Annotated in this window: 23 protein-coding genes, 1 tRNA gene and 1 pseudogene; 12 read left to right on the plus strand and 13 right to left on the minus strand. The window is 42.5% G+C overall.

The features are described from left to right. Positions 1 to 52: 52 nt before the first annotated feature. The 4 genes from CH367_RS16425 to pabB form a co-directional block, all read right to left on the minus strand. Positions 53 to 337 (minus strand): hypothetical protein, encoded by a 285-nt coding sequence (locus tag CH367_RS16425; RefSeq protein ID WP_100763566.1) that lies wholly within the window; start codon positions 335 to 337, stop codon positions 53 to 55. Between the two features lie 75 nt (positions 338 to 412). Continuing rightward, positions 413 to 1,072 carry a leucyl/phenylalanyl-tRNA--protein transferase gene (aat, locus tag CH367_RS16430; RefSeq protein ID WP_100763619.1) on the minus strand — a complete coding sequence of 220 codons (660 nt, stop codon included), beginning with the start codon at positions 1,070 to 1,072 and terminating at the stop codon, positions 413 to 415. A 33-nt stretch (positions 1,073 to 1,105) separates the two neighbouring features. After that, a complete protein-coding gene (thpR, locus tag CH367_RS16435; protein WP_100763567.1) occupies positions 1,106 to 1,672 on the minus strand; it encodes an RNA 2',3'-cyclic phosphodiesterase in 567 nt (188 codons plus the stop codon). Positions 1,673 to 1,721: 49 nt separating this feature from the next. Beyond that, complete coding sequence (pabB, locus tag CH367_RS16440) at positions 1,722 to 3,500, minus strand: aminodeoxychorismate synthase component I (protein WP_100763568.1); 1,779 nt, start codon at positions 3,498 to 3,500, stop codon at positions 1,722 to 1,724. 31 nt (positions 3,501 to 3,531) lie between these two features. Here pabB and CH367_RS16445 point away from each other — a divergent pair, with 31 nt between their 5' ends. The 3 genes from CH367_RS16445 (at position 3,532) to CH367_RS16455 (ending at position 7,392) form a co-directional block, all read left to right on the plus strand. Further along, positions 3,532 to 5,706, plus strand: coding sequence for an MASE1 domain-containing protein (locus tag CH367_RS16445; protein ID WP_100763620.1), 2,175 nt, complete (start codon positions 3,532 to 3,534; stop codon positions 5,704 to 5,706). Positions 5,707 to 5,756: 50 nt separating this feature from the next. Then, on the plus strand, positions 5,757 to 6,368 hold the full coding sequence (locus tag CH367_RS16450; RefSeq protein ID WP_100763569.1) for a TetR/AcrR family transcriptional regulator: 612 nt from the start codon (positions 5,757 to 5,759) through the stop codon (positions 6,366 to 6,368). A 106-nt stretch (positions 6,369 to 6,474) separates the two neighbouring features. Further along, complete coding sequence (locus tag CH367_RS16455) at positions 6,475 to 7,392, plus strand: hypothetical protein (RefSeq protein ID WP_100763570.1); 918 nt, start codon at positions 6,475 to 6,477, stop codon at positions 7,390 to 7,392. Here CH367_RS16455 and CH367_RS16460 read toward each other — a convergent pair. Continuing rightward, complete coding sequence (locus CH367_RS16460; protein WP_100763571.1) at positions 7,389 to 8,891, minus strand: aminotransferase class I/II-fold pyridoxal phosphate-dependent enzyme; 1,503 nt, start codon at positions 8,889 to 8,891, stop codon at positions 7,389 to 7,391. The two genes, CH367_RS16455 and CH367_RS16460, sit on opposite strands and share 4 nt — an antisense overlap. A 62-nt stretch (positions 8,892 to 8,953) precedes the next feature. After that, on the minus strand, positions 8,954 to 10,018 hold the full coding sequence (gene prfA, locus CH367_RS16465) for a peptide chain release factor 1 (RefSeq protein ID WP_100763572.1): 1,065 nt from the start codon (positions 10,016 to 10,018) through the stop codon (positions 8,954 to 8,956). Positions 10,019 to 10,058: 40 nt separating this feature from the next. On the opposite strand from prfA, the gene CH367_RS16470 reads away from it, so the two are divergent. Beyond that, on the plus strand, positions 10,059 to 10,667 hold the full coding sequence (locus CH367_RS16470) for a hypothetical protein (RefSeq protein ID WP_100763573.1): 609 nt from the start codon (positions 10,059 to 10,061) through the stop codon (positions 10,665 to 10,667). 25 nt (positions 10,668 to 10,692) lie between these two features. Further along, positions 10,693 to 11,853 carry a TolB-like translocation protein gene (locus tag CH367_RS16475; RefSeq protein WP_100763574.1) on the plus strand — a complete coding sequence of 387 codons (1,161 nt, stop codon included), beginning with the start codon at positions 10,693 to 10,695 and terminating at the stop codon, positions 11,851 to 11,853. 20 nt (positions 11,854 to 11,873) lie between these two features. Here the strand turns inward: CH367_RS16475 and CH367_RS16480 are convergent, their stop codons facing one another. The 5 genes and pseudogenes from CH367_RS16480 to CH367_RS16500 form a co-directional block, all read right to left on the minus strand. Next, positions 11,874 to 12,926: a hypothetical protein gene (locus CH367_RS16480; RefSeq protein ID WP_100763575.1), complete on the minus strand. Its 1,053-nt coding sequence runs from the start codon at positions 12,924 to 12,926 to the stop codon at positions 11,874 to 11,876. Between the two features lie 11 nt (positions 12,927 to 12,937). Further along, positions 12,938 to 13,372 (minus strand): NUDIX hydrolase, encoded by a 435-nt coding sequence (locus tag CH367_RS16485; protein ID WP_100763576.1) that lies wholly within the window; start codon positions 13,370 to 13,372, stop codon positions 12,938 to 12,940. A 77-nt stretch (positions 13,373 to 13,449) separates the two neighbouring features. Further along, positions 13,450 to 14,061 carry a rhomboid family intramembrane serine protease gene (locus CH367_RS16490; RefSeq protein WP_240631105.1) on the minus strand — a complete coding sequence of 204 codons (612 nt, stop codon included), beginning with the start codon at positions 14,059 to 14,061 and terminating at the stop codon, positions 13,450 to 13,452. A gap of 31 nt (positions 14,062 to 14,092) precedes the next feature. After that, a pseudogene (locus CH367_RS16495) lies at positions 14,093 to 14,804 on the minus strand (TetR/AcrR family transcriptional regulator). 413 nt (positions 14,805 to 15,217) lie between these two features. Beyond that, positions 15,218 to 15,301 (minus strand) — tRNA-Leu (locus CH367_RS16500). A 78-nt stretch (positions 15,302 to 15,379) separates the two neighbouring features. Between CH367_RS16500 and hisB the strand changes: the two genes are divergently transcribed. The 7 genes from hisB (at position 15,380) to CH367_RS16535 (ending at position 22,497) form a co-directional block, all read left to right on the plus strand. After that, positions 15,380 to 16,000: an imidazoleglycerol-phosphate dehydratase HisB gene (hisB, locus tag CH367_RS16505; protein ID WP_100763577.1), complete on the plus strand. Its 621-nt coding sequence runs from the start codon at positions 15,380 to 15,382 to the stop codon at positions 15,998 to 16,000. Next, complete coding sequence (hisH, locus tag CH367_RS16510; RefSeq protein WP_100763578.1) at positions 15,997 to 16,629, plus strand: imidazole glycerol phosphate synthase subunit HisH; 633 nt, start codon at positions 15,997 to 15,999, stop codon at positions 16,627 to 16,629. The genes hisB and hisH overlap by 4 nt, the downstream gene beginning before the upstream one ends. Next, complete coding sequence (hisA, locus tag CH367_RS16515; RefSeq protein WP_100763579.1) at positions 16,626 to 17,351, plus strand: 1-(5-phosphoribosyl)-5-[(5-phosphoribosylamino)methylideneamino]imidazole-4-carboxamide isomerase; 726 nt, start codon at positions 16,626 to 16,628, stop codon at positions 17,349 to 17,351. The genes hisH and hisA overlap by 4 nt, the downstream gene beginning before the upstream one ends. A gap of 89 nt (positions 17,352 to 17,440) precedes the next feature. After that, positions 17,441 to 18,661 carry a vitamin K epoxide reductase/DsbA family protein gene (locus CH367_RS16520; RefSeq protein ID WP_100763580.1) on the plus strand — a complete coding sequence of 407 codons (1,221 nt, stop codon included), beginning with the start codon at positions 17,441 to 17,443 and terminating at the stop codon, positions 18,659 to 18,661. Positions 18,662 to 18,677: 16 nt separating this feature from the next. After that, positions 18,678 to 19,202 (plus strand): zinc ribbon domain-containing protein, encoded by a 525-nt coding sequence (locus tag CH367_RS16525; RefSeq protein WP_100763581.1) that lies wholly within the window; start codon positions 18,678 to 18,680, stop codon positions 19,200 to 19,202. A gap of 6 nt (positions 19,203 to 19,208) precedes the next feature. Beyond that, entirely contained in the window at positions 19,209 to 20,606 is a 1,398-nt protein-coding gene (locus CH367_RS16530; protein WP_100763582.1) for a PP2C family protein-serine/threonine phosphatase, read from the plus strand. A gap of 73 nt (positions 20,607 to 20,679) precedes the next feature. Beyond that, positions 20,680 to 22,497, plus strand: coding sequence for a DUF885 domain-containing protein (locus tag CH367_RS16535; RefSeq protein WP_100763583.1), 1,818 nt, complete (start codon positions 20,680 to 20,682; stop codon positions 22,495 to 22,497). A 19-nt stretch (positions 22,498 to 22,516) separates the two neighbouring features. On the opposite strand, the gene thiD is transcribed toward CH367_RS16535, so the two are convergent. After that, positions 22,517 to 23,326, minus strand: a complete 810-nt coding sequence (thiD, locus tag CH367_RS16540; RefSeq protein WP_100763584.1) for a bifunctional hydroxymethylpyrimidine kinase/phosphomethylpyrimidine kinase — start codon at positions 23,324 to 23,326, stop codon at positions 22,517 to 22,519. Between the two features lie 44 nt (positions 23,327 to 23,370). Then, positions 23,371 to 23,784 (minus strand): MGMT family protein, encoded by a 414-nt coding sequence (locus tag CH367_RS16545; protein ID WP_100763585.1) that lies wholly within the window; start codon positions 23,782 to 23,784, stop codon positions 23,371 to 23,373. Positions 23,785 to 23,940: the final 156 nt, after the last annotated feature.

Here is a 23,940-nt window from a genome sequence, read left to right on the forward strand (position 1 = left end):
AAGGAGAGAAGAAAGTCCGTCTATCTCGATGGAGATAGACGGAAGGAAGATATTATTGCTCTTCGCCGGCTGGAGCAGAAGACTCGGAAGCAGGAGCTTCTTCTTTTTTGGATTCTGCTTTTTCCTTCTTAGACTTTTTCTTAGATTTCTTTGCTTTTTTAGCCTTTTTGTGTTTCTTAGATTTCTTTCCTTTTTTTTCGGACTTAGTTTCTTTCGGGCTTTCAGTTTGTTCAGCAGGAGCGTCAGTAGTAGGTTCTTCCGCTACGAGTCCCGAGAATCCGGTCAAAGCCATTGCGGCAATTAAAAGTTGAACAAGAATTTTCTTAAAAAGGGTCATTGTAAAGTTTCCTATTGAATAGAGTGATTGATTGGAGAAGTGCAACACCCTTAGTAAAAAAGTAAATACGTTTTTTTAAGGAACGAAACGAGGAGGGTTCCATTTTTTGCCGGAAGCGACCGCGGATTCCAAACGTTTGAGATATTCTTTTTTGGGAATCTGATACGCGCCGAGTCCCAGAGTAACAATGTTTAGTTGCTGGGTATCGAACAGAGTGAACTGATCTTTTTTCAATGCCTCGAATAAATGAAAGAGTCCTATTTTTCCGAAATCTGGAATGAATGAAAACATGGATTCGCCTGCGAAAAAATTTCCGATCGCGATTCCGTAAACCCCACCTCCGAGTTTTCCATTTTCATCCCAAACTTCCAGGGAATGTGCGTATCCCAGTCTATGAAATTCCGTATAACCTTTGATAAAAAGATCGGTGATCCAAGTTTCTTCGCCGGGACGATAGGCGCAACAGCGCATAACTTGTTCGAAGGCTCGATCAAAAGTGATCGTATAATGTTTCTGATTGATTTTACGTTTGAGTCTTTTGGAAACGTGCAATTTATTGAGATCAAAAATTCCTCTCGGGTCCAGGCAATACCAAAGAATGGGATGATCGGACCAAGGAAAGATTCCGTTCTTATACGCGTACAAAAGTCTTTCGGGAGAAAGATCACCTCCGACCGCGACGATCTCGCGATCCCAAACGTGCGGGTTTCGAAAAAAATCGGAAAAATCTTTCAAAGCCAATTCCCCATTTCAAAACGTTCCGATGTTTTAAGATCCGAGATTCTCATAATTCTTGTAAGACGGTAAAAGTGAAAAAGATTCTTCAATGGAATAGATCGGTCCTTCCGAGAAAGTTTTGGAAGAATAGATATGAAATTTCGAAACCGGAAACGAGGAAGAGACAAAATCGGAGAATTCCTCCAAATACGTCAATACCCGCGTTCCGTTGGAATTTTTAAAGCGACCTACGGTAACATGAGGATGATAGTCTTGTCGATCCGGTTGTAAACCGATTCTGCGAATCCCCGAGTCCAAAATTTTTTGAAGTTGTAAAAGTTCCGGAGATGAATTTACGTCCGCAAAAAGAATCGAAGGTGATTTTTGTTTTCCGAACGTGCCCACGGATTTTAAACTTAATCGAAATTCGGGAAAGGAAACCTGAGAACAGAACTCGGACAAAACATCCAACTGTTCTTCGGATTGTTCTCCCAAAAAGACCAAGGTAACGTGGAAATTTTCCTTCGGAACCCAACGAACGTCCGGAAGACCGAAACAAATCGAAGTTAGTTGTTCTTTCACTTCGTCGGGAACGGCGATACCGAGAAAGGTTCTCATGCTTAAAAGTTTAGAACTCCCTGCGATTTCCGCAACTAGATTCCGAGATTCATCTTGAAGCGGGACCGTGAACTTTTTTGATCCTTAAAATTCCACGTAGAGAATTGCAGATAAAAATAGAATTCGATTTTTTCAATTCGTCTAAGGTAAGAATTTTTTCCGAAAAACCTTTTCGTTTTAAAAGACGATTTCGAAAAACACCGGGAAGAATTCCGGAGGAAAGCGGCGGAGTAAAATAAGAATTTCCTATCTTTACGAAAACGTTGCTGATACTTCCTTCCGCGATTTCTTTTTTTTCATTTAAGAATAGAACTTCCAGATTGCCTTGTTCTCTCGAACGTTTTCCTTCCCGATCGTAGACTTTTCTCAGATTCGTTTTGTGTTTTCTAAATTCGGAGGAAGAATCAATCTCTACGTTGGAAATTTCCAAAGAACCTTCTTTTTGAAAGCGCGCGAGTTCCTGGGTTTCAAAACTCGGTTTGCCAAAAGAATCCAAGCTGATCTTAACCCGATACGATTTGGAAATATCGGAACAACTTGCGGCGGCCTTTTTCAAGGAAGAATTCCATTCTTCCGTTGAAAAAGGAAATCCGAGCGTTCTCGCGGACGATTCGATTCTTTCTTTGTGTTCTTTCAAAAAATAGAATATTTTATTTTTATAAAGTATGGTTTCAAAAACGGAAACGTTTCGCGGAGCCTCGGTGAAAAATTTGGCCTTTTCCAAAATTTCGAGCCATTCTTTTTCCGGATCGGAATCCCAGGTGATTCCCGAACCGATTCCTATAGTTCCTTTTCCATTCGCGATTTCTAAAGTTCGGATCGCGATGGAGAACACAGCGTCTTGATTCGGCTGGATGACTCCGATCGCGCCGGTATAAATTCCTCTCGGATTTTCCAACTGTTGAATCAATTGTATGGCTCTGAGTTTCGGCGCTCCGGTGATCGATCCGCCCGGAAAAAGTTTTCCGAATATATCCTTCCAGTCCACGGAATCTTCCAGTTCCGATCGAATCGTGCTCGTCATCTGAAAGATCGTCTTGTATTTTTCAACGGAGAATAACGCGTCGACATGAACGCTTCCTTCTTTACTGATCGTTCCGAGATCGTTCCGCATTAGATCCGTTATCATCAGATTCTCCGCTTTTTCCTTTTCCGAATTGATGAGGATGCGCGCGTTCTCTTCGTCTTCTTGTTCGGACTTGCCTCTCGGATAAGTTCCTTTCATCGGTTTGGTGATTAATGTTTTTCCTTTCTTTTCAAAGAAGAGTTCCGGTGAAAAGGAAAGTATGTCGGAATCATGAAGACGAATCCAAGAGCCGTAGGAAACCGGTTGTCTTAAGGATAGTATTTTATAAAATGATAATATATCCCCTTCGAAATCGAAAGAGATTTTATCAGTGTGATTGATCTGATAGATCTCGCCTTGATAAAGTTTTTCACGGATCGTATTCAAACTTCGAAAGTAACTTTCACGATTCGGCATCGAAGAAATATAAAAGCCGTAATTTTGTAAAGGTTCGGTTTGAATTTCCGAAAGTTTTTCCGGCTTGGAATAAACTTCAAAATGTAAAAGTGGTAAAACTGTTTCAGTTTTTTTCCAATTCATATCGGAAAAAAAATATCCTGCCTCATACGAAATGAAACCCGCTAAGTAATAACCTTGTTTAAGATAATCGTTTATTTTATTAAGAGAATGCAGTAATTCATCGGGATTACGAGCTTCGATAATTTCTATCGAATTGTGAAAGATAATTTTTCCGAAAGGATGGAATCCTTCGTCAAAAATCATAAAAGGCTGGCCAGAGAATAGGAGCTCTTCAATTCTCATTTTAGAGCAAACTTAATTGGGATTGATGATTTTGTCTCTTCGTTTCAAAGAAATAATAAGGATATCGGGAATCATTTTTATTTCCGGTTTTATTTATTATATCCTCGCGCAAATCGGAAGGAATACCGCGATTTATCCCGGTTATGCTTCGGCGATATGGCCCGCATCGGGTGCGGCGCTCGGGCTTACCTTACTCTTCGGAAATTACTCCATCGTCGGAGTTTTTATCGCTTCCTTTCTCGCCAATTCAGGAACGGATCTTTTATCCGGGATTTGGATCGATACCGGAAAAAACTTATATCTTAGTTTTTTGATCGCGTTCTTTTCTGCGTTTCAATCTTACATAGGAAAGGTCGTTCTTTCTTATAAAATTCCCGGCTGTAAAATTTCGGACAAAACCCAATTCGTATTTTTATTCATTTCTTTGGAAGCGATCGTTTGTTTGATCAGTTCCACGGGTTCCGTAGCTGGAATGTATCTTCTCGGTGAAATCGAGCTTTTCTCCGTAAGACAGAGTTGGTTGACTTGGTGGGCGGGAGACGCGCTCGGAATTTATATCGGAGCGCCTTTCATTCTTTTTTGGTTTCGAGGAGCTTATAAAACTCCGCAGTGGAAAGAATTTTTGGAATCCACCGTACTACTTCTTTTGATCGTATTCTTTTCGCTTGCGTCCTTCGATCTGGTGACTCCGATCGTTTCCTTCAGTTATCCCTTGGGTTATATTCTCATTCCCTTGATTCTTTGGTCCGCGTTTCGATTGGGCGAAAGAGCGAGTAGTTTAGCGGTGGTCCTTTCTTCGATCATCGCGATTTTGGGAACGGTTTCCGGTTCTCCTCAGTTTTACGCGGAATCGATGAACGCGTCCTATATTCTTCTTCAATTTTTTATCGCGGTTTTATCGATCACGAGTTTGCTCGTTGCAAGTATGGTGAACGAAAGAAAGGAAGCGGAGAATCAACTTAGAATTTCACATCAGAGTTTGGAAGAAAAGGTAAAGGAAAGAACACACGAGCTTCTTCGTTCCAACGAAATTCTCCGCGAGGAAATTCAGGAAAAAAACGAAGCAAGAGCCGCTTTGGAAAAAAGTCAGACCCGTTATATGGGTTTGTTCGAACATCTTCCCGTTGCGATCATAGAAGCGGATTATTCCAAACTGAAACAAGTGTTGGATAGTCTTCCGTCCGATCTTCAAGGCGACGCGTTTTCCGAATACGTGGAAACACATCCCGATTTCGTTCAGCTTTGTTACGATTCGATTCAAGTCGTCGGAGTCAATCAAGAGACCGTTAACTTTTTAAGAGTGGAATCTTTGGACGCGGTTTTCAAAAACTGGAAACGTTTTTTCAGTCAGGATAACTTTAAGGTTTTCAGAAGAGTTTTAAGAAAGATCAGGGAAGAATCCTATTTTTACGAAGTCGAAGTCGGTTTTAGAATTCAAGACAACACTCGACTCGATATCAAGATACGTTGGTCCGTTCCGCCCGGATTCGAATCCTCTCTTTCCAGCGTCATCGTAACGTTGCTTGATTTTACGGATATCAAATCCGTCGAAAGAAAACTACAGCTTTCTTTGGAAGAGAAGGAAGTAATGTTGAAGGAAATTCATCACAGAGTAAAAAACAATCTTCAGGTGATTTCCTCTCTTTTATCGATGCAATCCGATTACGTTCAGGATAAACAAAGCCTTTCCGTTTTTATGGAAAGTCAGAATCGATTGAGAACGATGTCGATGATTCACGAAGAACTCTATCAATCCGAAAATTTGGGTAAGATTCAGTATTCTATTTATATCGAAAAACTTTTGAACCAACTCTTTCAAGTGTACGGTAAATCTCATTCGGTTACGTTGACAACCGCGTTGGAGTCCTTGGACATAACGATCAATCGTGCGATTCCGATCGGACTGATCATCAACGAACTAGTTTCCAATTCTTTAAAATACGCTTTTCCCGAGGGAGAATTCGCGATCGCAAAACCCGAGTTAAAAATCTCCCTTTCCAAACTGGATGAAAATCTGGAATTGCAGATCGGAGATAACGGAATCGGAATGCCTTTCGGTTTTGATTTGGACGATTCCAACTCGCTCGGTTTAAAACTCGTGAATATTCTCGTAAGACAACTCAAGGGGAAGATAGAATTTTCCTCCGATTCTAAAAAAGGAACTCAGTTCAAGATTTTGATTCCTCTATCCGTGGATCTGATCTAAGAATCTTCCGGTTTACAAAAAAACTCCGATTCAAAACATTCTCCCCGAAGATGAAAAAGGAAGAAAAGATCCAAGCGCGTCGAGAGGAAATCTTAGACGCGGCTCTAGACATTTTTTCGGTGAAAGGTTATCACGCCGCGGGAATCGCGGACATCGCCGGAAAATTGGACATAGGACATGGAACCTGTTATCGTTATTTTAAGAATAAGTTGGATATCCTACACGCGCTTTTGGATCAGGTGCAAAGCGGTCTTGCGGAAGTTATATCGCGTCAAAGTCCCGACAAATCCAATTCTTTGGAAGAATATAGATCGCAAATCGGAGACATCGGCGTCGGCCTTTTTGAACTTTTCGGAAAGGATACTCGGATCGGTCAGGTCTTCTTTTTTGAAACTCAGGGAATCGACGAATCCGTCACCGTAAAAATCCGCAAGATTCACGATCTTTCGGCTCGGGTCACCGAGTTGTATCTCGTCAACGGGGTTAAAAAGGGTTTTTTAAGAAAGAATTTGGACACGGATGTCGCTTCCAAAGCGATCAATTCCATGATGTTCGAGGGGATTCGCCAGTCGATTTCCCACAAATCCAACCAAGAATATGCCGCTCGTTGGATGAAAGCCGTCCCAGACTTGATGCTGGACGGGATGCGAGCCGGTTCTTAATCAAAGTTTTCCCGGAAAGAGGTAGTAGTTCCTACATTTTTTACTTGAAAAAACTGAATGATATGTCATTCTATTATTAGATTTGAGAAATTAGGAGAATTGAAAAATGGTACAAGTGGATGTTTTCTGGGCCTACGGATTGGGCGCAGGGTTTGCAATGGCGGCTTCTCGTCAGATCAAAAAAATTCAATCTTCTTCGGATTCTACGAACGCGGCATCTTTGAAAGACGCTAAGGCGAAAAATCCGACGGAAAAAACTCCCTTTTGGAAAACCACGTATTTTCTAATCAACGTGTTGTTCCTATCTTTGGTTTTCGGTCCTTCGGGTTTGTATCTTGTTTGGCAGTTCACGAACTGGGAAACGATGCAGGCCTTGGATAAGTCGATGCCGGGATGGCTCGTAACTCTATTCGGTTTTACGAATGTTTCCCAGGGGATTCTCGCGTATTGGGTAGTTTGGAAATTACTCGAAAAGTCCAAAGCTTTCTTAGGATTTTTGCAAGCGATGCTCGGTTACTTCGGAATGTTTTTCATCCTCGTTCACGGTTGGGACGGAGAAGGATACAAAAGATTTTTTTCCGCAACTAGGGAAGAATATCTCACGAACTGGACTTGGAACACCGCGCTTTCTTGGTTAACTTCGGACGTTGCGATCACGTTGTATGTCATGGGAATCGTTATGATTCCGATCATGATTTCCATCATGTCAAGCTGGTTGGAAGAAGGTCTTGAAATTCAAGATAATTCTCTCGGTCAAGAAACCAAGGAAGGAAAAGGAAGTCCGGTTCAAAGAATTCTATTCTTTCTCGGTTCGGTTTTTATAGGCGCGCTCGGTCTTGCGATCGTTTGCAGTTTGTTGATTCACGCTTTGGGTTGGATCTTCGGAGGCGCTTTGAGTTTGGGAGTTCTTTATGTATTAGGAATTTCTAAATATGGAATCTTGTTCGCTTTCTACAAAGGAATTTTTCATCTGAAAGGAAATTCGATTTCCGCATCTGGAGTTCCCGCAGGAGCGCGCGCTTAAACTTCCAAGGCCTTCTTGTATTCCTGAATCAAAAGATCCGGATTTTCGGTTCCTACCGAGATTCGGATCAGATTCGGGTCCAATCCATTCTCCTTTAAGAACTTTCTTCCTTCTTCTTGTGTCACCAATTCGTAGTGCGCCAAATAAACATAAAGCATGTTGAGCGTGAATTCGGTTCCGAAGCTCGGTCCTTTGAGTAGGGCGAGTCGATCGTAAAACTTTTCCAAAGGAATGGAAAGTTCGATTGATAAAACCCCGGATTGAATTCCTGGAATTCTCGTGATCTTCTCGAAGTTCTTGGAAGAATCGGCCGATCCCGTCCAAAATACGTTTCGAATTCCCGGTTGTTCCGAAAAGAACGCGGCTAATTTTTTTACGTTCTCGCTGATCTTGAGAACTCTTTTTTCGTAGTCTTTGATTTCGTACGCAAGTCTTTCACAATCTCGAAGATACGGTTCTTCGATCCATTCTTTGCAGATCGGAAAAATTTCTCGGAACCAACGCGATGTTTTGTTGAACACGATCGCGCCCATCATGAGGTCCCCGTTTCCACACGCGAACTTGGTCAAACTTTCCACGACCACGTCCACGTAAGGAAGAATGTTGATCACCGCAGAACCGGCGACCGAGATATCGGCGATCAAAGGAACTTCGTATCGATCGATAATGGATTTTAATTTTTCGTAATCGGGAACCAATAGAAGCGGATTCGTGGGACATTCGGTGATGATCCCCGCAACGGAATCCGAGTTTTGTTTTAGAAAATTCTCCAGTTCCTCGAGATCCGTAGCGTTGTGGATCACGTAAGAATCTGCAGTATATTTTTCTAATATTCTAATATTGTCTACGTAGAGCCAACCAAGTCGAATCCAGATTTTTTTTCCTTCTTTTTTCCGAACGCCATCGAAGGCTTCGAACGCGGAATAAACTCCGTTCATGCCGGAAACGGAAAGTAGAATTTCCGGATTTAGATTTCCGTAAAAGGAAGAAAGTTGGGAAAGAATTTTCCCGACCGGATTTTCTTTTTCGACTTTCTCGCGGAATATTTCCTGAAGGATTCCTTTCTTTAAAAGAAAATCCTCCGCCATTCTCGAAGAGGCGAGACATCCCGTATGTTGTATAAAGGAAAGAATTTCCTTTTCCAATTCTTTAAGCTCGGGGATGACCAAGGTTATGATTCCTTCGTCTTCTATGGTTTCATATTTCTCGATGGAGAATTTTTGTACGATCGTATCCGCGGCCTTTCTGGATGAAACGACGAACTGAGGCGTGTTTATTTTTTTAACTTCTCGGTTATAATCCAAAATTCTCGCGATGTAAGAATGCGCTACGAATCTAGGATAACCCGATTTCAATCGGGAAAGAGTCTCGGTTCTTTTTTCTTCGTAACCGATCACGTCCGCCAATTGCGGAAGGCTTACGGAAACCGCGTGAATGTTCTCGAAAGGAATTCTTTCTCCGCAAAGAGTTCGATGGGGTTCGCTGACTTCTTTTAACATCTCTATTGATTCCAGTCGCTGATCGATCTCGGATTTTTCAACCCGTAAATTCGATTGAAATTTTAATGAGCCTGGGTTTCGGAAATTTTCCGAACTCGATCCTCTTCGGTTAAGGCTCCGATCAATTCTTCCAAGTCCCCTTCCATGATAGCTGAAAGGTTGTGGCTCGTAAATCCGATCCTATGATCCGTACATCTTCCTTGCGGGAAGTTATAAGTTCTCACACGTTCGGAACGATCTCCGCTTCCGACCATTTGTTTCTTGATCGCGTCCGAAGCTTGTTTTTTGTCTTCCGCTTGTTTCTCGAGAATTCTCGCGCTCAAAATTCGCAGAGCCTTTGCTTTGTTTTTATGCTGGGATTTTTCATCCTGACAAGCGACTACAACCCCGGTCGGAATGTGTGTGATCCGAACCGCCGAGTCGGTCGTGTTTACGTGCTGACCGCCCGCGCCAGAAGAACGATAAACGTCGATTCTAAGATCGTTTTCGTTGATTTCAATTTCTTCCTCGTCCGCTTCGGGAAGTACGGCTACGGTCACCGCGCTCGTATGAATTCTTCCTCCGGATTCGGTGCTCGGAATTCTTTGAACCCGATGTGTTCCGCCTTCGAATTTGAAAAAATCGTAAGCGCGATCGTCTTCCAGAGCGAAAATAATTTCTTTCAAACCGCCGATTCCGGTCGGCGATGAATCGATGATCTCGCTTTTGATCTTTTGTTTGTCCGCAAATCGGGAATACATTCTGTAAAGATCGGCTACGAAAAGACCGGCTTCTTCACCGCCGGTTCCGGCTCTGATTTCCATAAGAATATTTTTTCCCGAGTTCGGATCGGGAGGTAAAAGAAGAATTTCAAGTTCCTTTTCCAAAGAATCCAGTTTTTCACCGGCTTGGCGGATCTCTTCCTTAAGCATGGAATGCATTTCTTCGTCCTTTTCGGACTGAATCAATTCTTCGGCGTCTTTTCTGTCTTTGTGGATTCTAAGATATTCTTCCACTTTGAGATAAAGAGGGGTAAGTCTGGATCTTTCCTTGTAGAGATTCTTCAGTGAAGAAGGATCCTTCGCCAGATTTAACTCTTCGCTGATTCGAAGGTATTTTTCTTGTATTTTTTCAAGTCTATCTATCATTGAATGAACTCGACCTTTCCTTTGTAAATCAACGCACTCTATGGAAAACCATATTTCCGTCGCAGAAGCTTTTTCTGAAAAATTCTTATCCTTACTGACCGATCTTCGGGGTTACCGGAGTCCGTTCGGCAAAACCGTGGGCGATCCTTCCGATCTGATTGAAGAATGCGTTCAAAAGGCGTCGATCCGCGCCGGTGCGATCAGCCTAGGGCTTTCGATTCCGAAAAGACATTTCGGTTATCTTACGTTGTTACCCGAAATGATTTTATTCTATAGAATCCAAGGTCATCTGGTTAAGGATATCGCCGCACTCTACGGAAAAGAATCCCAGGTATCACCGGAAATCATGAGTTATTGCATTTTTCCGGATAAGAATCACGCTTTGATCCGTTCGATCGTAAGGGACACCGGAAGCCGCGTATTAGTTAGACCGGCTTCGTTGGAAATTCTTCGTTCGATCGGTTTTCATCTCGGATGGAAATTGTTCCGAAAGAACGGCGGAAATTCATCTGCGAAATTCGCATGGCTTCCGTACATAGGCGCGATCTTAAACGGGGGAATCTCTTTCCTCGATACGAAAACCACCGGAAGAAGAGCCTCGGAACTCTTTCAAAAGGAATTGGAATTTACGGGCGTCCGAGAAGAATAGGTCTGGAAGAAATCTTAATTATATTATGAAACTTGAATCCATTTTGAAAAATAAAATCGCGTTATCCTCCTTTATTAAAAAGAATACGATCCTGGTTTTGTTTGCGATTTCCTTTTTCAATCTTTGCAAAAGCAGTCACGAAACTTTTATCGAAGAGATTCAGGAACTCGTAGAACAGGAAAAATACGAAAAGGCTTCGGAAAAGCTGAAGGAAAAACTTCAATCTCCGAAGGACAGGGACGATGTTCTTTCGACCGAAGCTCCCGATTCTCCCCGTATCATAGAATTTTCAAACGATCGTTTAAAACTCGTATGGACCGAAGATCAAAAGATTTTCTTTCAGGATCTTGCGGCGGGTGAAAATAATTCCAGAAGTTTGGATCAGGTTCCTTCCAACCTTTCGCTTTCTCAAAATGCGAATTACGCACTTGTGGAATATACAATGCAGGCTTCGGGGGGTTGTCGTTACGTTGCGATTTCCTTAAAAGATTCCAGCCTTTCGTATGAAGCGGGCGCGCAAGTTTCCTGCAAAAGCCGCGGATCGATTCTTCCGGACGGTTCGAAAATTTATTACTTCGTGGATGATAATCTCTACGAGGAAAAAACCGTAGAACCTAGAAAACCGGTTTTGGTTTTGAATAAGGAAAAAATCGTATCACCGTTTCCTAATTTAAAAACCCGTTTTCTTATGTATCCTTCCGGAAATTCCTTTTTGATCTTTTCCGGAAACGCGGGCGCATATAATCTTTATTGGTTTCATCCGTCTCAAAAGACCGTGGAAAAAATCGATAAGGATATTCTGAGTCCGATTCTATATTATGGAAACGGAGAAAGCGCATATTACGTCGGCGGTGAAATCGGCAAACTGCATCTCAGAAGAATCAACTTCTCCTCCAAAGGCAAACCTGCGATCACGAAACTTTTTACCGTGAGTCGGAAAGAAATCACACCTTGGAAACTTTCCAAGAAGAATGAATTCCTATCCGGTTACTCGGGCAAGGTTCATCTTTGGGGACCGGCTAAAAAAAGTCAGAATCTTCCGATTCTTTGCGAGCGCGCATTTTTATCCGGTGACGACCGAATCGTTTGTGAGACCGAGCCGGGTCATTTGCTTCTTAGCAAACTGGACTTTCAACCGGAAGATTGGAGCGTCTGGAAACTTTACGAAGAAGTTCGTAGTAAATAAGCGGGAGTTCGTTCGCGCTTTTATAAGAATAAGTTTAAGATCAACGGTTCTCTACTGTTCACACCCGGAGTTGGAGCGCCGTATCTGGTTTTGATAAAACTTCCTCCTCCGTAATTTTGATCCAATAAAGATCCGGAAGGAACCGTACGAATCGTGGATTCGATATTGGACTTTGTCGCCCATTCCTTCAGTTGAGTTTCGGAAGAATCTTCCCCGATCGCGATCAATCTTGATACGAAAGTTTTCTTTACCTTTTCCTGAAACTCGGCGTTTTTGAATTCTTCGAGATAAAAAATTCCGAACCGCGCAAACGGAAATTGGAAAGTTGCCAATGTTTTTTCCTCGATCGCGTTAGACGCGTTTGTTTCCGAGTTCGGTGATTTCAGCGCGATCAAATTCTTTTTCCAAATTGAAGTCGGGGTTCGATCCAGAACAAAATCCTTCGGAGAAATCGGTTTACTCGGATCGAAGATATAAACGACTTCTCTCCAAGAGAATCGATCCGAATTTTCGGAATCGACCACGGGGTTTTGGATCAAAATCGAACCCGGTAGAATATAAACGCCGTATGTTCTGGATAAATTGGAAAAAATTCTTAAATACGTCGAAGCGGTATCCGCGTATAAGTCCGTTTTTTTACCGGTGATCGAATCGATTACACCTCTATAAAGAATTTCTAATTTAATAAATTGAAAGGCTTCTTCGATCGTATTCTGTTTAAAAATTTCCTTCCGGGAATTTAAAAAATACAAAAAACTTCCCGTATGAACGGGGAACACCACCAAGGTATTCTTTTTTAAAAGACCTTTTTGTTTTGCTTGTTTGAGCGGGGTTTCCAGGGACTTTAAGAATCTTTCTTCCGAAGAAAAGTCTTCGAGTTTCCATTCGGGTTGAATCACCAGAACGTTTCCCGCGTTTCGATCAAACCCGTTGCTGAGAATCTGATATTCTTTTTGGGAAAGCGCGTTGTATTGTTCGGAGGAAATTCCCTTTCCCGAAAAGATATAAGCGATCCCGAAAAATATCGGAATCAAAATTAGGGATGCGATTGCGTTTTTCCAGAATGGAGTCATATTCTTTTTTTCTAATGCACTAAAGAGGCATATTCCTTAAGATACAGATTGATCGCGTCGAGCATGTATTCCGTAAACAAAGGACTCGGGCGATAGGAATGAACGTTTTCCCAGGCGATGTAATCGTGTTCGTCGGAAAGAACGATCTCACCTCCGATAAAATCGGCGTGATATGCGATGATGATACAGGGAAAATTTCCTTCGTTCACTCTGTGTTTGTGAACGAACAACGGTTTCGGAGAAATTTTGACTTGAACGTTCGGGCCCAATTCTTCCTCGATTTCCCGTTCCATGCTGAGTTTCCAGTCTTCGAAGAATTCGTCCTCGTTCATTCTTCCGCCGGGAAGATCGCCTAAACCGGATTTACGGTCTCTGAGAATTAGAAGTTCGTCCCCTTTTCTCAAGAAAAGTTTTTGAGTAATTTGAAAAAAGCCGTGTTTGCTCAAGGATGATTCGTTCTCCGAGTTTCCTACAGGGGCTTATACTTTTTACGGGCTGACAATCATTTTTATCTTCGGAAGGATCAACGATTCGTATAAAAGAACGCGAGGATCAAAGTCAAAACGATAAAGATCAAGTTGAGAATAAAACCGGAGTGAAGTTGTTTGCGTTCCGTCGGTTTCAAAAAATAAGCCGCGAATATTACGGAGATAAATCCTCCCAAATGCGCCCAACGTGCGACCCCGTCTTCGGTGAAGACGTTCGTGATATCGGAATAAACCATGATCCAAGCCACGAGGAAAACGGGGAATGGAATGTTCTTCTGATTAAAACGAAGGGAGAATGGAGAAAGCAAAGCCGCAACGGCCGCGATTCCGGAGATCGCTCCCGACGCGCCGACCACCGGAGTCGAATCGTGAAGAATTACTCCTCGTATAAACGAGTCCAACAAAGTCGAAATCAACGCGGCCATAAAAAAGAATAAAAGCCATCTTCCTTTTCCCGCTTTGTATTCTACCGCTCTACCCAGAAAAAAAAGATAAAACATATTTCCGAATAAGTGTATTAGACTTCCGTGATAGAATACCGCACCGATCCAGGAAACCGGATCGAACTTTCCGGGATGATTTAGAAAATAATGACGAATCACATGTTCGGGAAGAAAGATGTTTGCGAGAAAGAAAGTCGCAATCATCAAAAAAACGAAAAAGGTGGTTAGGGGAAATTCAAAAAGAAGAATCCGAATCAAAGCGCTTCTTGTCCTCCGGGAAAATATCGAATCAGATAGGATTTAAGAATGATCTTCAACTCGATGATCATTCGATCGGAGAATTCCTTATCTTTTTGCTCGCGAATCCAACGGTTAAGAATCGCATCCGTTACTTCCACGATAATTCTTGAGATAATTTTATTTTCGACCGGATCCACGTTAAATTGAGAAAGAATCATCGAAACATTTTGAGAGATTTTCAAATTATTCTCACGATCGATTTCGATCAGTTCGGGATCCTGTTTCATAGAAGACCAAAGCGGAGCGAAGCCGGGTTCGGTAAGATAAAAGTTCGCGAAAGAATCGATCACGGAGTCGATCAAATCCTCCCAGGTTTTTCCGGATAAGTCCGACTGAAAAATTGCGGAGAGCATCAGGTTCACTCTTTCCAAATGTCTTTGTCCGACGGCGTTTAAGACCGCATGTTTGTTCGGAAAGTATTGGTATAAGGATCCGATCGGAATTTCCGCTTCCAACGCGATCATATTGGTGGTGATCGCTTCGGCTCCGTTTTTTTCTAGAAGTACGGCGACTACGTCTAATATCTTCTGAACCCGATCGATCGATCTTTTTTGAGAAGGTTCTTTTCTAGGATTGAGAAGAGACGGATCTTTCCCGGATTCGCTATTGATAACTTTCTTCGGTTTGATTGTTTTTTTTGAAATCAATTCCAATCTCCGCCGTTTAGACGATTTGACTCCATTTATAGATTTGATTGGATAAATTCAAGAAAAGTATTCCATCAAAAATGAATTGTTCCGTTTAGATTTTTGAGAATTCGCTGAACTAAAATCGAAGTTCGCTTAGTAAAACTCAGTATGTTGCTCCCTATGGGTTGCAACATAAGCTCAAGACGCGTTCGCTCAAAGGCTTAGAGTCCATGTTAAGTTTTTAATGTTTAATTTTGCCGAAGAAGGGACTCGTCGTTACGCAAATCGCCATCGTAGCGATTTAAGCTCCACGACGTCTCGAACTTGCCTCAGCACTTCCTGTGCTTCGGTCGCGTTTTTCGCTTTTTGCGAAAGCTCAAAACGCTTTCAAGTTCTCGCTTCGAGTCCGTGTTTTGTTGTGATGATTATTCTGCCGAAGAAGGGACTCGAACCCCCACGACCTTGCGATCGCTGGCACCTGAAGCCAGTGCGTCTACCAATTCCGCCACTTCGGCGAGGTGGAATGCAGTGAGAAACTGCTCTTACAATCTCGTTAGGTTCGGGTTTTCCGTCATCCATTATTTTGGAATTCATTGACACGGAGGTCGATCGGATTCTATGATCCAGTTAGAATGAAAGCAGAAAGAAAAACCTCCGAAACAGAGATCAAGTTGGAGATGAATCTCCGCGGAACCGGCAAGTATCAATTCGATACCGAGATTCCTTTTTTCGAGCACATGCTTTCACATATCTCCAAACACGGATTGATCGATTTGAATCTGTGGTTAAGAGGAGATATCGAAATCGATTGTCATCACTCGGTGGAAGACACGGCCATCTTGATGGGAAACACAATCCACAAACAGCTCGGAGATAAGGCCGGAATTTTTAGATACGGACATTTTACTCTTACGATGGACGAGGTCTTGACTACGGTTGCTGTCGATCTCGGTGGAAGATATTTTTTCAAATACACCGGCCCTGAACTTACCGGTAAGTTCGGAATTTACGACGCCGAACTTTCTTTGGAATTTTTACAGAAGCTTGCGTTGAACGCAAAGATGAATCTTCACGTGGTCGTTCACTACGGAGACAACAGACATCATATTCATGAATCGATTTTCAAAGCCTTGGGCAAAGCATTAAGAATGGCGATTGCTCAAGATTCCGCGGCGGCAGGAGCGATTCCTTCGACAAAAGGAGTTTTGGAGTGATAGCCATTCTCGATTACGGAATGGGAAACATTCATTCCTGTATCAAGGCGGTATCACTTTATACGAAGGATTTCGTTTTTACGAACGATAAAACGAAAATCGAAAATTCAAAAGCTCTAATATTGCCGGGCGACGGTCATTTCGATAAGGCGATGGAGAATTTGAATTCCACCGGTCTTCGGGAAACGATCGATAAATTCGTAAAGTCCGGAAAACCTCTTTTCGGAATTTGTATCGGCTTTCAAATTCTTTTCGAATCGTCCGAAGAGATCGCTCAAGGCACGAAAAAAGAACAGATCGAAGGTCTAGGCTATATCAAAGGAAAAATCAAAAAATTCCACGGAAAGGATTTTAAGGTTCCTCATATCGGATGGAATCGCCTTCAAATCCGCAAAAAGGATAAAAGCATTTTGTTAAAAGGAATTCCGGATCAATCCTTCTTTTACTTTATCCATTCTTTCAGACCGACCGATGCGGAAGGAAACGCGATCACCGGACTTTGCGATTACTATCAGGAAAGATTTCCCGCAGTCGTGGAAAAAAATAATATTTTCGGGACTCAGTTCCATCCCGAAAAATCGCATACACATGGACTAAAACTTTTGGAGAATTTCATTCATTCCGTATGATCATCATTCCAGCTATAGATTTATTGGATAATTGTGCAGTTCGTTTGTTTAAGGGAAACTACGAAGAAAAGAAAATCTATTCTTCCGAACCCTGGAAACTTGCGGAAGGTTTTGCGAAGAATGGAGCGAACCTGCTTCATCTTGTCGATCTGAACGGAGCGAGAAATCAGCTCGGAGTCAACGAACATTCCATTCTTAAGATCAGAGAAACGACTTCCCTCAAAGTGCAGTTAGGCGGAGGAATTCGCGACAAGGAAAAGTTGGCTTATTATGATAAGATCGGAATCGATCGATTCATTCTCGGGACGGCCGCGGTAACCGATCCGGATCTTCTGAAATTCGCGTTGGATCAATACGGAAAAGAAAGAGTGGTCGTTGCCGTAGACGCGAGAGACGGGATCGTAAAGATCGCGGGATGGGAAAAGGATTCCGGCGTTCATTATCGGGATCTGATGGAACGTCTTGCAAAGGCGGGAATCTCTCACGTAGTTTTTACGGACATCGCTCAGGACGGTACACTCGCAGGTCCGAACCTGAACGCTTACGAAGAAATTCTAAATTTTTATCCGTTTCAAGTCATCGCTTCCGGCGGGATCTCCTCCTTAAAGGATCTGATGGATCTTTCCTCTCTCAAAACCAAAATCCCGCTCTACGGTGTGATTACGGGCAAGGCGTTGTACGAAGGGAAACTGGATCTAGCGGAAGCGATCTCTTCCATCTGAGGAAACCGAAAATAGAATTAGATTTTTCTTTTCATTTGAAAAGGAACCATACATAAAGGTAAATCGATCTCACAGGATCGGGGATATTCATGAACCAATTGTCTAAAAATAAAATATCGATCGTTCTTTCCGCTTTGGGGCTGATTCTTTCTTTCTTACTCATTCAAAAATATTACGGCGATCCGAGTTCGATCGGTGAATCTCTTTGCAACGCTCTGAGCGAATCCGGTTCCTGTGATAAGGTTTCGGAGAGCGCGTATTCCGCGATTCGAAACGTTCCCGGTTTGGGCGATCTTCCGATCGCATTGTTCGGTTTCGTTTTTTACGGTTTTATCGGTTTTCTTTTTGTTCAATCCGAAATCAAAAAGGAAACTGCGGAGAAGAATCTTAGATTAGCTTTTTATGTTTTAGTTCTCGGCTTGGCCGCGGACCTCGGATTGTTCTTCATTTCCGTGGGAGTCATCAAGGCGTTATGCGGTCTTTGCGCGGCGACTTACGTTGTAACGATCGCGTTGATCGCGGTAAATTTTATCGATTTTAAATCCCTTTCCGATAAATCGATCAAGGCGGTTCAAAGTTCTCTAAACGGACAAGTATTGAATCTTCTGATCGTGGTTCTTTCCTTTTTCGTATTAGGACTTTATGGTGGAAGAATTTCAACGGGCGGCGCAAGACTTGTTTCCGGCGCGGCGAACGGAGAAAAATCCATTCCTGAACAATTGAAGGAATTTGCGACGACTCCAACGGTTCAAATCGATCTAAAAGACGTTCCCGTTGTAGGCGATCCGAACGCTCCGATCACGATCGTAAAATACGCGGACTTCAACTGTGGTCATTGTATGCATACGAGTAAGATTTTGAAATCTTTCTTAAGCGAATACGACGGGATCATCAAGGTCGCTTATAAGAATTTTCCTTTGGATGGAAATTGCAATCGCCTCGTGGGAAGAAAATCTCCCGAAGCGAGTTCTTGTGTAGCGGCGAGCGCCGCGCTTTGTGCGAATCAACAGAATAAATTCTATCCGGTTTATACCGGACTTTACGACGACAACGAAGCGGGTGTTATGCACACTGCGGTGACAGTAAGTCGTCTTGCGGAGAAGAACGGTCTGAAGATGGATCAATTCCGTTCTTGTATGAGTTCACCGAAGATCCGCGATCAGATTAGTCGTGAAGTGGACGAAGCGGATAAGCTCAAGATCAATTCCACTCCGACTTTGTTCATCAATAACAAACCTCTTCCAAAGAGCGGAACGCCGGATGTGGATTTTCTCCGTCAACTGATCAATCAGCTGATTAGCCAAAGCTGATAGTTTATCGTCGAAGATGGAGACAGAGAAACGATTCTGCAGGAACTGCGGCACGCATATCTTAGCGGAGTCCGTTCAGTGCGTATTCTGCGGATCGTTTCAATCTCGGGGTTCGATTCCCTTTTTTCGTTTCTTATCCGAAAGCAAATTTCTCAGAACCAAGATTCTTTATCCGTCTCTTCCCGTTTTCGGTTTATTGTTTTCCGTCGCGTATATCTTTCTTTGGCTCGGTAAATTTCCGGTATCGGTTCCGATCTTATTCTTCTTATGGACCTTGATCTTTTCGATTTCGGGTTGGATCGGAGAATTGATCCTGGATCTGAAATTTCACGGGGATGTGAAGGACTTTAAAGAAGGTTTTATCGAATGGCAGAAACATCTTTATAACCGTTCTCCGTATCTTTCTTATTTGGGGATGATTTTGTTCGTTGCAACTCCGTTGATTCAATGGCAGAATTCTCTTTGGTTCTCCCTTTCCTCTGCGAGCATTTGGACCTTGTTGATTTCCTTTATTTCTTTAGTCATCGTTCCCTTAGTTTAGAAATTTATGAATTTCTCAAATCTAAAAAGAACCTTTCGGCTTCCGGTTACGCTCAACTGGATTCTCGGCGGCGCGTTCGTATCGATTCTGTTTTCGATCCTAAAATTTTTCGGCACGGAAGGTCTGGAGAAAGTCTCCTATCTCGAACTTTCACTCCTTGTCGTTCTCAATATCTCTACTGCGATTCCTCTCAACTATCAGTTGGCGAGGGGAAAATGGAATCTTCAAAAATGGATGAAGTTTTCCTTTTATTTCTGGTATGTTCCGATGTTACTTTGCAACGCTTGGTTAACCGTTCAGGTTCCCGATTTTTTAGTCGTTATGATTACGACTCTTTACGCGGGTTATCTCGCTTCCTTCGGAGTTATGGAAAGAAGATATTTCATCTTCGGAGCCTTGATCTATGCGTTCGCGTTATTCGTCTTTTACTTTACCGGAATCGCGGGAACTTCACCGATTCGCCTTTCCGATAAAACCCTAGTCATATTTTTTATAGTTTTTGTATTCTCCGTTCTTCTTTATTTTTATTGGATGAGCGTAACTTCGGGATTTTTAAAAACGCAAACGGCGACCGTTCAAAAACTTTTGAGAGAATCTAGAAAGGACAAACGAAAACTTTCGGAGGAAAGAAAGACGATCGAAGAGCTGATGGCTCAATTGAACAAATCCTTTCATATCATTAAAAAGGATTTATCCACCGCCAAAAGAATTCAGAAGAGTATGCTCCCATCGGGTTACGAAGAATATTCCGAGTTGGAAATTCGAGCCGAATACATTCCCAAGGACGAAGTCGGCGGCGATTTTTTCGATATAACTCGAACCGGTTTCGGAACGTATCGATTGTTTTTGGCGGACGCGACGGGGCACGGGGTTCAAGGAGCTTTGATTACGATGGCGATCAAGGTCGCCTACGAATTCGTAAAACAAAGCGAAAAACGTCCCGGAGAAATATTAGAAATTTTGAATACAGATTTCATTTCCAAATTCAAATCCTTGAATCTTTTTTATACTTGTATACTCGTCGATCTGGATCTGAACAAAGGGGTTTTGCGGTATTCTTCCGCGGGTCATCCGGAACAGGTTCTGCTTCACGATTCCGAGTTTCATACTCTTCAAAAAACGGAGAGAATGATCGGGCTTTCTCCCGCGTCCATTTACAAGGATAAGATCTTAAAACTTTTACGGGGCGATCGTATCTTTTTGTTTTCGGACGGTTTATTCGAGGAACTCAATAGCAGGAAAGAATTTTACGGCGAGGACCGGCTTCACGATCTATTGAAGCAAAACGTCTTAAAGAACGCCCGCGAAATCGTGGATTTAATTTTGGACGATCTGCGCGTTTTTACGGATGGAAATAACTTTCAGGACGATTTGACCGTAATCTCGATTCAGATCCCTTCTTAAATTTTCGATTCCGATTCCTCTTTTTCAAAATTAGAATTTTCATCTTCTCGATCCTTTCATATTTTGTCCCACTATGTCGAACTCTTCCCTTTTTAAAAAGATTCTTTTGGGGATCTTGGTCCTGTTCTCCTTAACTTTCTCCCTTTTGTTACACACGATCTTTTTTAAACCTCTCACTCTCGGTTTATTTTATGAAAAGATGTTCTGGGAATCCGTTTTGGACGATCCGGAATATCTTACTTCGCTCGGAATACTCAATCGATTCGGATTTACGGGTTATCAAAAAAAGCTGACCGACATTTCCATAGAAAAACAAAAACGGGATTTGGGAAAAACGAAAGAGAATCTAAAAACTCTTTTGTCTTATGGAAAGGAAGGATTGTCCGGACAGGATCTTTTATCTTTTGAAATTTTAGAATGGTCTTATCGTTTGAAGGTTTCCGGAGAACGATTTTTATTCCACGATTATCCGGCCAATCAGTTGTTCGGAGTGCAAAGTCAACTCCCCACTTTTTTAGCGACTCAACACCCGATTTCTTCATCACAAGACGTTGAAGATTACGTCACAAGACTCGAGGCCGTTCCCAAAAAAATCGATCAGCTTATTGAAGGAATTTTATATAGGGATAAGAATGGAATTCTTCCTCCCGACTTTATTTTGGATCGATTGATCTCAGAGGTAAAGGGATTTGTCGAAGTTCCGGCCAAACAAAATATTTTGTACGCCGCTTTCGAAAGGAAGATCGGAAAGTTGGATTCGATTTCTTCGGATTCCAAAAATCGTTATCTGGCCCGAGTCGAACAATCGATCGAGTCCGGGATCTTTCCTGCATATTCAAAATTGCTAAATCTCTTTTTGGAACAAAAAAAACATTCGGATTCAAAAGCTGGTGTTTGGAAACTACCGGACGGTGATTTGTATTATTCTCAGGAATTGAAAAAACATACGACGACCGAATTGTCCGCGGAAGAAATTCATAAGATCGGTTTGTCCGAGGTTGCACGGATTCAAAACGAGATGAAAAACATTCTGAAAAGTGTAGGGAAGAATCAACCGATTCCGCTCGCGATGGCCGAACTTCGAAAAGATCCTCGCTTTTTATTTCCGGATACGGAAGAAGGAAAACTTCAAGCCCTCGAAGAATATAAAAGAATTCTAAAGGACTCGGAAGACAAAACAAAACCTCTTTTTTTAAGAATGCCGGAAAGTAAGGTGGAAGTGGAGAGAATTCCGGTCTTTAAGGAAAAGACGGCACCGGGTGCGTATTACGACGAACCCGCGTTAGACGGTTCAAGACCGGGAATTTTTTACGCCAATCTTCGCGACACGAAGGAGATTCCGAAATTCGGTATGTTTACACTAACGTATCACGAAGCGATTCCGGGTCATCATCTCCAGATCGCGATCATGCAGGAACTCAAGGGTTTGCCTCGATTTAGAAATACGATCACGTTTACGGCGTACGTAGAAGGCTGGGCCTTATATTCGGAACGTTTGGCGAAGGATTACGCATTCTTTCAAGATCCTTACTCGGATCTGGGAAGACTTCAAGCGGAGCTTTTTCGCGCAGTTCGTCTTGTGGTCGATACGGGTTTGCATTACAAACGGTGGAGCAGGGAACAAGCGATTTCTTATATGATGCAGAATACCGGAATGGCGCCGAAGGATGTCACCTCGGAAATTGAAAGATATATCGTTTATCCGGGACAGGCTTGTTCTTATAAACTCGGTATGTTGAAGATTCTCGAAATGAGAGAAAAGGTTCGGGAAAAACAAAAAGACAAATTCGATATTCGGAAATTTCACTCGGTCGTTTTGGATAGCGGCTCCTTACCCCTTACGATTTTAGAACGTCTCGTAAACGAAGAATTGTTAAGCGACAAGAAATGAAAACGGGAAATTCTCCCGTTCAAAATTTCGGAGTATGATTTAAGGTTTTGTCTTTTCCGGCCGTGTAGGCTTGTTCGATCGCCGCGTGAAGATATTCTTTTGCGTGTAATACGGCTTTTGGAAGTGATTCTCCCAGAGCCAGATAAGAAGTAATCGCCGAGGAATACGTACAACCCGTTCCGTGTGGATAGAATCCGCTTACGAACGGTTTTTCGAATTTATACAAAGCCTTTCCGTCGTAAAGAATGTCGAGCGCGATCTTTTCGTTCTGCAAATGACCGCCTTTTAATAAAACGGGAACTTTAAATTTTTCGAATATTTCTTTTGCGAGATCGGGCATTTCATCAGCCTTTCCGATTTTTTTTCCGGAAAGAATTTCCGCTTCGTCCAAATTGGGAGTGATCAAATCCGCGATCGGAATCAGCTTAAACAACAACGCTTCGATCGCCGAGTCTTGTAAAAGTTTTGCTCCGCTTGTCGCAACCATAACGGGATCGATCACGAGTGAAAATGTTTTTTCCGATTTTTTTCGAGCGGATAAAAGCGAACTCGTCTTTTCGATGATCGCCGTAGAAAACAACATTCCCGTTTTGATCGCTTGAACCGGAAAATAATCGAGAACGGCTAAAATTTGTTTTTCTAAAAATTCGGCGTCGACTTCTAAGATTCCGGTAACGCCGGATGGATTTTGGGAAGTCAAACAAGTGATCGCAGAGGTTCCGAAAGTACCTAAAGCGGTAAATGTTTTTAAGTCGGCTTGAATTCCCGCGCCCCCGCCCGAGTCTGAGCCTGCGATTGTAAGAGTAACCGGTTTTATTTTTTCAGTCATAACGTTTTACCAAAGGAGATTGATTCGATCGGAGATAAGAATTCTTATCTTCTTTTTTTGCGGGGAACCTTATCCGATATCGTATCGGGCCATCCGAATATTTTCAAGTCTATCGTTTCCGCCGAATTGAATTTGATTCCTTCGTCTTCGAGTATTTTTTTTTGAAGAATGGATCGGCCGGTATCTCCGCGGAAGGAAATTTTCCCCTGACTGTTGATCACTCTTTGCCAAGGAACTTTTTGTTCCTGATCTTTGGAAAGAGCGTTTAACGCGTAACCTACCGCGCGCGCGGCTCTGGGTTTTCCGAGAAGCGCGGCGATTCTTCCGTACGAAGTAACCTTTCCTCTCGGAACTTTTTTAACGAGTGTGTAGACGTTTTTAAAGAAGGAGATTTCGGAGTTGTCTTCCTTCTTTTTTACGTTATGCGGTCTTTGTTGGATTTTGGATGTTCGAGGCATGATCTAGTCTTGAGTATTTGTAGACGCGATTTTTTCCGGATCGATCGGCAATTCCACACGGAATACGGTTTTACCGGGATTAGAATTCAAGATCGGATTTGGGATCCCTTTTTTACCACAAAGGATCAGGGAGAAGGAACCGGTCTCGGACTTGGG

Origin of the sequence: Leptospira barantonii (assembly GCF_002811925.1) — a bacterium.
In the GTDB taxonomy this organism is placed as follows: Bacteria; Spirochaetota; Leptospiria; order Leptospirales; family Leptospiraceae; genus Leptospira; species Leptospira barantonii.